Consider the following 252-nt stretch of genomic DNA (forward strand, 5'->3'; position numbering starts at 1 on the left):
GTGGTGCATGTGGCCTGGCCCGGCGGCAGCGGCACGGATGCGGTTGTGGGTGACCATGGTTCATGGCAGGCGGTTCCTCCCGAGGGGATCAACCAGGGTAAGTTCTCTGCCCAGGTGCTTTCCGATGATGCTGAGGGTGCTGACGCGCAGGGCAGGTTCCAGGGAGGGAACCAGTCGGCCCCGGTGTCGCATGCGCTGGAGTTCCGGCCTTCGACATCCTCCCTGCCGCTGACCGGCGGCTGGCCGCTGTCC

1 protein-coding gene is annotated in these 252 nt (G+C 67.5%); it reads left to right on the forward strand.

What is annotated here, in order from left to right:
- A partial coding sequence (locus tag P273_RS10115) for a hypothetical protein (RefSeq protein WP_172637279.1) occupies positions 1–252 on the forward strand: 252 nt, incomplete at both ends.

It is taken from the genome of Bifidobacterium sp. A11, assembly GCF_000499185.1.
GTDB classification, from domain to species: Bacteria; Actinomycetota; Actinomycetes; order Actinomycetales; family Bifidobacteriaceae; genus Bombiscardovia; species Bombiscardovia mizhiensis.